At 69.0% G+C, this 9,416-nt stretch carries 6 protein-coding genes; 4 read left to right on the top strand and 2 right to left on the bottom strand.

Features of this window, described 5'->3' with window-relative positions; genetic code table 11:
* Positions 1 to 607: 607 nt before the first annotated feature.
* Positions 608 to 2,614 carry an ATP-dependent DNA helicase gene (locus tag ACFP2V_RS22035; protein WP_381215101.1) on the top strand — a complete coding sequence of 669 codons (2,007 nt, stop codon included), beginning with the start codon at positions 608 to 610 and terminating at the stop codon, positions 2,612 to 2,614.
* 208 nt (positions 2,615 to 2,822) lie between these two features.
* On the opposite strand, the gene lexA is transcribed toward ACFP2V_RS22035, so the two are convergent.
* Positions 2,823 to 3,602 carry a transcriptional repressor LexA gene (gene lexA / locus ACFP2V_RS22030; protein WP_381215098.1) on the bottom strand — a complete coding sequence of 260 codons (780 nt, stop codon included), beginning with the start codon at positions 3,600 to 3,602 and terminating at the stop codon, positions 2,823 to 2,825.
* A 707-nt stretch (positions 3,603 to 4,309) separates the two neighbouring features.
* Between lexA and nrdR the strand changes: the two genes are divergently transcribed.
* Positions 4,310 to 4,858: a transcriptional regulator NrdR gene (gene nrdR, locus ACFP2V_RS22025; protein ID WP_381215094.1), complete on the top strand. Its 549-nt coding sequence runs from the start codon at positions 4,310 to 4,312 to the stop codon at positions 4,856 to 4,858.
* 162 nt (positions 4,859 to 5,020) lie between these two features.
* Positions 5,021 to 7,918, top strand: coding sequence for a vitamin B12-dependent ribonucleotide reductase (locus ACFP2V_RS22020; RefSeq protein WP_381215090.1), 2,898 nt, complete (start codon positions 5,021 to 5,023; stop codon positions 7,916 to 7,918).
* Between the two features lie 159 nt (positions 7,919 to 8,077).
* On the opposite strand, the gene ACFP2V_RS22015 is transcribed toward ACFP2V_RS22020, so the two are convergent.
* Positions 8,078 to 8,611: a TerD family protein gene (locus ACFP2V_RS22015; RefSeq protein ID WP_381215088.1), complete on the bottom strand. Its 534-nt coding sequence runs from the start codon at positions 8,609 to 8,611 to the stop codon at positions 8,078 to 8,080.
* 159 nt (positions 8,612 to 8,770) lie between these two features.
* Between ACFP2V_RS22015 and ACFP2V_RS22010 the strand changes: the two genes are divergently transcribed.
* A complete protein-coding gene (locus ACFP2V_RS22010; protein WP_381215084.1) occupies positions 8,771 to 9,376 on the top strand; it encodes a YdbC family protein in 606 nt (201 codons plus the stop codon).
* Positions 9,377 to 9,416: the final 40 nt, after the last annotated feature.

Raw genomic sequence — 9,416 nt, 5'->3', positions numbered from 1 at the left:
CCGCAGCCATGTTTTCACGCCAGCAAGGCGTACCCGAAGGGAACAGGGAGACTGACCTGGACATCCTCAAGAGGCCTACAGATGTGACGCCTTCGCGCGGCTGACCTGTCGAGGAGCCGTTCACACGGGAGCGGCCACTCGTCGCCTCGGCCCTCTTTGCGGAACGGGCACGCCGATCAGCCGTATCCGGCCGGGAAGCGGGCCGCATCCCACGGATCTCACCCTGGTCTCGGACCTGTCGGTGAACGGCTCGAAACCGCTCCCGAACATGGCGGACGCGGACCGCAGGACGACAGGACTGATCCTGCGCGATCTGCGCACCGGCCATGAGGAACTCCCGGCACCGGGACAGGACGGCGAGCCCGTCACCGTCGGGGAGCGGCACTGAGCGCGGACGAGTCGACCGCCGTCCTCGACTCCTCCTGTCCGGGCCTGGTGCCCGACGACGCGAATCCGATCGGAGATGTGTTCGTGCACACCCCTTGGGCTGAGGCGCAGGAAACAGGGCGCAGGGCGTGGTCAGCAGGCCCCACAGGCTCTCCGTCGCGTCCTCGACCCTCGAGGTCGGCGCACGGTTGTCGGTGCCGGGCCGTAGGGTGGTCGCGCTATGACGAAGCCCTCACTCCCTGAACTCCTGCACGCTGCCGTCACCGCCGTCGGCGGCACGGAGCGCCCCGGCCAGGTGACCATGGCCGAAGCCGTCGCCGAAGCGATCGACGACGCCTCTCATCTGCTGGTCCAGGCCGGCACCGGCACCGGAAAGTCGCTCGGCTATCTGGTGCCCGCGCTCGCTCAGGGGGAGAGAGTCGTCGTGGCGACGGCCACACTGGCCCTGCAGCGCCAGCTCGTCGAGCGCGACCTTCCGCGCACGGTGGAGGCGCTGCACCCGCTGCTGCGCCGCCGCCCGGAGTTCGCCATGCTCAAGGGCCGGTCCAACTACGTCTGTCTGCACCGGCTCCACGAAGGCGTGCCGCAGGACGAGGAGGAGGGCCTCTTCGACCAGTTCGAGGCGGCCGCCCCCACCAGCAAGCTGGGGCAGGACCTGCTGCGCCTGCGCGACTGGGCGGACGAGACGGAGACCGGCGACCGGGACGACCTCACCCCGGGCGTCTCCGACCGGGCCTGGTCCCAGGTGTCCGTGTCGTCGCGGGAGTGCCTGGGCGCCACGAAGTGTGCCTACGGCGCAGAGTGCTTCGCGGAGATGGCCCGCGAGCGCGCCAAGCTCGCCGAGGTCGTCGTCACCAACCACGCGCTCCTGGCGATCGACGCGATCGAGGGTGCTCCGGTGCTGCCGCAGCACGAGGTGCTGATCGTCGACGAGGCCCACGAACTGGTCTCCCGGGTCACCGGGGTCGCCACGGGAGAGCTCACCCCCGGCCAGGTCAACCGCGCGGTGCGCCGGGCCGCGAAGCTCGCCGACGAGAAGGCGGCCGACCAGCTGCAGACCGCGGCCGAAGGCTTCGAACGCCTGATGGAGCTGGCCCTTCCGGGCCGTCTCGAGGAGATCCCGGAGGATCTCGGGTACGCGCTGATGGCGCTGCGCGACGCCTGCCGGACCGTCATCTCCGCCATCGGGAGCACCCGCGACAAGTCCGTCCAGGACGAGGACGCGGTCCGCAAACAGGCGCTGGCCTCGGTGGAGAGCGTGCACGACGTGGCGGAGCGCATCACCAACGGCTCCGAATGGGATGTCGTCTGGTACGAGCGACACGAGCCCCGCGGCGGAGCCGCATATCGACACAGCGGAGCCTCGCTGCGCGTCGCCCCCATGTCGGTCTCAGGCATCCTGCGGGAGAAGCTCTTCTCCGACCGCTCGGTGGTCCTGACCTCCGCGACCCTGAAGCTGGGCGGCGACTTCAACGGCGTGGGCGCCTCCCTGGGCCTCGGCCCCGAGGGCGCCGAGGGGGACGACCTTCCGCAGTGGAAGGGCGTCGACGTGGGCTCTCCGTTCGACTACCCCAGGCAGGGGATCCTCTACGTCGCCAAGCATCTGGCGCGCCCGGCCCGCGACGGCGACCGCGCGGACATGCTCGACGAACTCACCGAGCTGATCCAGGCCGCGGGCGGCCGTACTCTGGGCCTGTTCTCCTCGATGCGGGCCGCTCAGCTCGCTGCCGAGGAACTGCGTTCCCGCGTTCCGGAGTTCCCGATCCTCCTCCAGGGCGAGGAGACCCTCGGCGAGCTGATCAAGAACTTCGCCGCCGACCCGAAGACCTGCCTCTTCGGCACCCTGTCGCTCTGGCAGGGCGTCGACGTCCCCGGTCCCAGCTGCCAGCTGGTCGTCATGGACAAGATCCCGTTCCCACGCCCGGACGACCCGTTGATGAGCGCCCGCCAGAAGGCCGTTGAGGACGCGGGAGGGAACGGCTTCATGGCGGTCGCCGCCACCCATGCCGCGCTGCTCATGGCGCAGGGCGCCGGCCGGCTCGTCCGGGCCACGGGTGACCGCGGTGTGGTCGCCGTCCTGGACCAGCGACTGGCGACGGCGCGCTACGGCAGCTATCTGAAGGCCTCGCTGCCCGATTTCTGGTTCACCACGGACCGGAACCAGGCGAGGAAGTCCCTGGCCGCGATCGACGCGGCAGCCAGGCAGGCCGAGGACGAAGCGGACTGAGGACAAAGCGGACCGAGGCCGAGGAGTATGCCCCGGCGCGGACGGAGTGCGCGCCGGGCCCGGTGGGGGCCGTCCCGGGCCATGAAGGGCCCTGCCGGGCCGTGCCCCGACAGCACAGGGCCGGACAGCACAGGGCCCCGGAACCGGCGCAGGGGTTCCGGGGCCCGGACCAGGGGCGGGGCCGGACCGGCCGGTCCCCGCGGCGGACTCAGACGCGACGCAGAACGGCCACCACCTTGCCCAGAATGGTCGCGTCGTCGCCGGGGATCGGCTCGTAGGCCGCGTTGTGCGGGAGGAGCCAGATATGGCCGTCCTCGCGCTTGAAGCGCTTGACGGTGGCTTCGCCGTCGAGCATCGCGGCGACGATGTCGCCGTTCTCGGCGACGGGCTGGCGCCGGACCGTGACCCAGTCGCCGTCACAGATCGCGGCCTCGATCATGGAGTCGCCGACGACCTTCAGGACGAACAGCTCCCCGTCACCGACGAGCTGACGGGGGAGAGGGAAGACGTCCTCGACCGACTCCTCGGCGAGGATGGGGCCGCCGGCGGCGATACGGCCGACCAGCGGCACGTACGACGCGGCCGGCTTGCCCGCGGTGTCCGTGGGCTGCACGGAGGTGGCCTGGTCGGAGCCGCGCACCTCGTACGCGCGGGGACGGTGCGGGTCGCGACGCAGGAAGCCCTTGCGCTCCAGCGCCATCAACTGGTGCGCCACCGAGGAGGTGCTGGAGAGGCCGACCGCCTGACCGATCTCGCGCATCGACGGCGGGTATCCGCGTCGCTGCACCGAATCCCTGATGACTTCGATCACCCGACGCTGGCGGTCGGTGAGTCCCGAGCTGTCCGCCCGGATGCCGGGAGGTCGGCCCGGCAAGGAGCGCTTTTGGCCCTCGGGATGCGCGGCTTCGCTCATCGCATGCACCGGCTCGAGCCGGCCCTGGGAGCGGTCCTGGGCAGTGATGCTGGCGCTGTCTGCGGTGGTGGTCACGTCGGCCCCTCTCGATGGTCTCCCTGCAGGACAACGGTAGTAGCTTTCGAAAGGTTGCGCCAAACACACGTTCGAGTGAAAAAACGCGAATTACCTTCTGTGATCGCCCGGCGGGGTGTATCAGCCGCAATTCTCCCCGTCGGGCAAAGGCTCCCATTCTCGTACTCTTCACCGCCGGGACGGCGACCTCCCGGCCGTGGGTCAGTCTGTCATTCGGTGCCCCGTGGCACGGGGGACGGCTCGATCCTCCTCGGGTCTCTTCGGGAATCGCACGCCGTCCCCCTTGGGCGTGCACGACATCTCCCCATGCGCGGCCGGCGGCACGCGCGCGCCGACCCGGCCTGTCCGGGGTCTGCCGGATCGGTGGCTGCCGGCCCCGCGCGAGGTTCCTCGCGCGGTCTCCCGGAGGTTTCGCACGGGCTCTTCGGGGCCCGCGCGAGACTCGGTGAGTCCGCTCTGTCGCGTCGCGTGAGTGCGCTGCGAGGAGGGTCGGGCAGGGGCCTTCGGTCCCGATTCGAGCGACACGCGTACTGGAGTGCATGAATGAGCCAATCACCACATCTAGTGGTTGGATTGCACCAGCTGCCCAGAAGTTGTGGTCCCGCGGTCCTGAGGCTTTCAGAGATCGCTTATGCTGGAGCAGCTTCATGGGGCCGAACGGGCTCCTTGAGGTCATGGAGTCGGCTGCGAGGGAGGGTTGGGATCTCATGCACTGCCCCTTCTGCAGGCACCCCGACAGCCGTGTCGTCGACAGTCGTACGACCGACGACGGCACGTCGATCCGCAGGCGCCGCCAGTGCCCCGACTGCTCCCGTCGTTTCACGACCGTGGAGACGTGCTCGCTCATGGTGGTCAAGCGCTCCGGCGTCACCGAGCCGTTCAGCCGCACCAAGGTCATCAACGGTGTGCGCAAGGCGTGCCAGGGGCGTCCGGTCACCGAGGACGCGCTCGCGCAGCTCGGCCAGCGCGTCGAGGAAGCGGTGCGGGCCACCGGGAGCGCCGAGCTGACCACCCACGACGTGGGACTGGCCATCCTCGGTCCGCTGCAGGAACTCGACCTCGTCGCCTATCTGAGGTTCGCGTCCGTCTACCGGGCGTTCGAGTCGCTCGAGGACTTCGAGGCCGCGATCACGGAACTCAGGCAGGTGGAGCACCCCGCCGCGGACGACGGAGACCGTGAGGGGGCCGTTGCGGGGGGCCGGGAAGGCGACAGCGGGACCGCCCAGGTCCCGCAACCCACCCAGGCCGCCGACTGACCGGCGGGCCCTGCCCGGCCCTGCGGCCGGGGGCGGCCGGACTGCGGCGATGAGAAGACCTGTTGCGGGCGATGAGAGTGGGCGCCCGCAACATCAGACGAACACCGTGCCACGGGAACACCGGGGCACTTCAGGGCGTTTTGCCCGTACCAGGGAGGCGGCATGACAGAGACGGCGAGCGGTCCGACACGGAGTTCCCGGGCCAAGGGCAGCGGCAAGGCCGGCAAGGGGCTGCGGGTCGAGCGCATCCACACCTCTCCCGGAGTCCACCCCTACGACGAGGTGGCCTGGGAGCGTCGTGACGTCGTCATGACCAATTGGCGCGACGGCTCGGTCAACTTCGAGCAGTACGGCGTCGAGTTCCCCGACTTCTGGTCGGTGAACGCGGTCAACATCGTTACCAGCAAGTACTTCCGTGGTGCCGTGGGCACCCCGCAGCGCGAGACCAGCCTCAAGCAGCTGATCGACCGCATCGTGAAGACGTACCGGAAGGCCGGCGAGGACCACAAGTACTTCGCCTCCCCCGCCGACGCCGAGATCTTCGAGCACGAGCTGGCCTACGCCCTCCTGCACCAGATCTTCAGCTTCAACAGCCCCGTCTGGTTCAACGTCGGCACGCCCCAGCCGCAGCAGGTCTCCGCCTGCTTCATCCTGTCCGTCGACGACTCCATGGAGTCGATCCTCGACTGGTACAAGGAAGAGGGCATGATCTTCAAGGGCGGCTCCGGGGCCGGCCTGAACCTCTCCCGCATCCGCTCCTCCAAGGAACTGCTGTCCTCCGGCGGCAACGCCTCCGGTCCGGTCTCCTTCATGCGCGGCGCCGACGCCTCCGCCGGCACGATCAAGTCGGGTGGCGCCACCCGACGTGCCGCCAAGATGGTCATCCTCGACGTCGACCACCCCGACATCGAGGACTTCATCCAGACCAAGGTCAAGGAGGAGGAGAAGATCCGCGCCCTGCGCGACGCGGGCTTCGACATGGACCTGGGCGGCGACGACATCACGTCCGTCCAGTACCAGAACGCCAACAACTCGGTCCGCGTGAACGACACGTTCATGAAGGCGGTCCAGGACGGCGGCAAGTTCGGCCTGACGTCCCGCATGACCGGCGAGGTCATCGAGGAGGTCGACGCCAAGGCGCTCTTCCGCAGGATGGCCGAGGCCGCCTGGGCCTGCGCCGACCCGGGCATCCAGTACGACGACACCATCAACAACTGGCACACCTGCCCGGAGTCCGGCCGCATCAACGGCTCGAACCCCTGCAGCGAGTACATGCACCTGGACAACACGTCCTGCAACCTCGCGTCGCTGAACCTGATGAAGTTCCTCGACGACGACAGCAAGGGCCACCAGTCCTTCGACGTCGAGCGCTTCTCGAAGGTCGTCGAGCTGGTCATCACCGCGATGGACATCTCCATCTGCTTCGCGGACTTCCCGACCCAGAAGATCGGCGAGAACACCCGCGCCTTCCGCCAGCTCGGCATCGGCTACGCCAACCTCGGCGCCCTGCTGATGGCGACCGGCCACGCCTACGACTCCGACGGCGGCCGTGCCCTGGCCGGCGCCATCACCTCCCTGATGACCGGCACGTCGTACAAGCGCTCCGCCGAACTGGCCGCGATCGTCGGCCCGTACGACGGCTACGCCCGCAACGCGCAGCCGCACCTGCGGGTCATGAAGCAGCACTCCGACGAGAACACCAAGGCCGTCCGCATGGACGACCTGGACACGCCGATCTGGACGGCCGCCACCGAGGCCTGGCAGGACGTGCTGAGCCTCGGCGAGAAGAACGGTTTCCGTAACTCCCAGGCGTCCGTCATCGCCCCGACCGGCACCATTGGTCTCGCGATGTCCTGCGACACCACCGGCCTCGAGCCCGACCTCGCCCTGGTCAAGTTCAAGAAGCTGGTCGGCGGCGGCTCGATGCAGATCGTCAACGGCACCGTCCCGCAGGCCCTGCGCCGCCTGGGCTACCACGAGGAGCAGATCGAGGCGGTCGTCGCCCACATCGCCGAGCACGGCAATGTGCTCGACGCCCCCGGCCTCAAGCACGAGCACTACGAGGTCTTCGACTGCGCCATGGGCGAGCGCTCCATCTCCGCGATGGGCCACGTCCGCATGATGGCCGCGATCCAGCCGTGGATCTCCGGCGCCCTCTCCAAGACGGTCAACCTGCCGGAGTCGGCGACCGTCGAGGACGTCGAGGAGGTCTACTTCGAGGCCTGGAAGATGGGCGTCAAGGCGCTCGCCATCTACCGCGACAACTGCAAGGTCGGCCAGCCCCTCTCCGCCAAGACCAAGGAGAAGGAGAAGGCCGAGATCACCGGGAAGACCGAGGACACGATCCGTGCCGCGGTCGAGAAGGTGGTCGAGTACCGCCCGGTCCGCAAGCGTCTGCCGAAGGGGCGTCCCGGCATCACCACGTCCTTCACCGTCGGCGGCGCCGAGGGCTACATGACCGCCAACTCCTACCCGGACGACGGTCTCGGCGAGGTCTTCCTGAAGATGTCCAAGCAGGGCTCGACCCTCGCGGGCATGATGGACGCCTTCTCCATCGCGGTCTCCGTCGGCCTGCAGTACGGCGTCCCGCTGGAGACGTACGTCTCGAAGTTCACCAACATGCGCTTCGAGCCGGCCGGTATGACGGACGACCCCGACGTGCGGATGGCGCAGTCCATCGTCGACTACATCTTCCGTCGGCTGGCACTGGACTTCCTGCCCTTCGAGACGCGCTCCGCGCTCGGCATCCACTCCGCCGACGAGCGTCAGCGCCACCTCGAGACCGGCTCCTACGAGCCGACCGACGACGAGCTCGACGTCGAGGGTCTCGCCCAGTCCGCGCCGCGGGCCCAGGAGCTGAAGGCGATCGCCACGCCGAAGGCCGAGGCCGAGGCGCCCAAGCCCGTTCCGCAGCAGGCCCACACCAGCGCCGAGCTGGTCGAGATGCAGCTGGGCATCCAGGCCGACGCCCCGCTCTGCTTCTCCTGCGGGACGAAGATGCAGCGCGCCGGCTCCTGCTACATCTGCGAGGGCTGCGGCTCGACCAGCGGCTGCAGCTGAGGCAGGGTGTGACCCCGTTCGTACGGGCGGGTCCGCCCGGTGCGATCGGTTGAGGGAATGAGGAGAGGGGCACCGGCTTCGGCCGGCGCCCCTCTTTTTCCGTTCTTCCCGTCCTGCTGCCGTTTCCCGCTGAGGTGCCGGGCCGTCGCCGGGGTCGGCTCACGGGCGGCGGGCGGCTCCCATGGCGCGGGTGAAGGCCACCGGGTCCTCCTGGAAGCCCTGGACGCCGGGGTGGAAGTCCCAGGCCCCGGTGCTGTCCCGGGTGAACTCGGCGACTGTGGCCGCCGTGGATCCCAGAACACCCCCGAAGTCGTCCTCGGCCAGGACGGTGTACCCCTCGCGGATGCGCAGACCGGGGTGCCGCACGCCGGCGAAGGTACGCGGCTCCTGATGCTGCTGTATGACGACCCCGACCACCACGCGCGCATACCGCGCGTCGAGCCGGTTCAGTTCCAGCGTCATGATCTCGTCGAAGCCGAAGCCCTTGCCGTCCCTGCTGTCCCGGTCGAGGATGATCGTGCCGTCGGGAGAGCGGCTGTCGAAGTGCACCACGTAGGAGGGATCGCCGTGCGGATCGCTTGCCGGGTAGGGCGCGGCGACGAGATCCAGGTCGGTGGCCGGCTGTCCGGCAGGACTCGGGTCCCACCTCAGCGCGATCTCGACCTTGCCGATGCCCTTGTTGACGCCGTTCACCAGTCTTCCCCTTCCCCGTACGACCGTCCTGCTCCTTAAGTCCAACTGCCGTGCAGACCCGGCAGGTTGTCCATCTTGTCATGCCGGACCGGGCGAGTGCGGCGAAGCAGTCCTGCCGAGGGTGGCCGGGGCCGTGCTCCGCGGCCTTACGATGGCGCGGTGCTGGTCAAGTGGATTCGCTGCACCGTGGTGGACCGCCGCGGGTTCGAACGGGGACAGCGAAAGTGGGCGGGGCTTCTGGGGGAGCCGGGATTTCGTGGACAGGGCGGGGGCTGGAGCCGGGGGCGGCAGGATGTGGCGCACATCTTCTCCTTCTGGGAGAGCCGCGCCTTCTACGATTCCTTCATGGCGCGGTCCCACGATCGGCTCGCCTCCGCGCAGTCGGGCACCTTCAAGGAAGCCCAGGTCAGGCTGTTCGACCACCGCTTCGACGTGAAGACCGGCTTCGAGCCGCGCTTCACGGACGTCGACCTGCTGAGAGTGGCACTGTGCCGTGTCCACGAGGAGCGGGCGGAGCATTTCGTGCTGATGCACGAGAAGGTCTGGAACCCGGCGATGGCAGGCTCCCCCGGCATGGTCCGGGGGCTGTTCGCTGAAGCCCCCGGCAATGAGTTCCTGGTGCTGTCGATGTGGTGGTCGGCGGCCGAGCACGGCAAGTACCGCACCGAACGCGTGGAACGTCTCGCCCTGCGGGCGCAGACGGAGGCGGACATCGCGGCGCTCACAGGGGACATCGTGGACATGGAGCCGGTGTGGACGGTCTGACGTCCCAGCGCACGGAACCGTCTCGAACCGCAGGACATGT

It is taken from the genome of Streptomyces incanus (assembly GCF_042656345.1).
GTDB lineage: Bacteria > Actinomycetota > Actinomycetes > Streptomycetales > Streptomycetaceae > Streptomyces > Streptomyces incanus.
This window is presented reverse-complemented; position numbering and strand designations above follow the sequence as displayed.

Bases quoted from the DNA above. Each gene is read 5' to 3' on its own strand.
- ACFP2V_RS22035 (WP_381215101.1), top strand. From the start codon at position 608: ATGACGAAGCCCTCACTCCCTGAACTCCTGCACGCTGCCGTCACCGCC.
- ACFP2V_RS22020 (WP_381215090.1), top strand. From the start codon at position 5,021: ATGACAGAGACGGCGAGCGGTCCGACACGGAGTTCCCGGGCCAAGGGC.
- nrdR (WP_381215094.1), top strand. From the start codon at position 4,310: ATGCACTGCCCCTTCTGCAGGCACCCCGACAGCCGTGTCGTCGACAGT.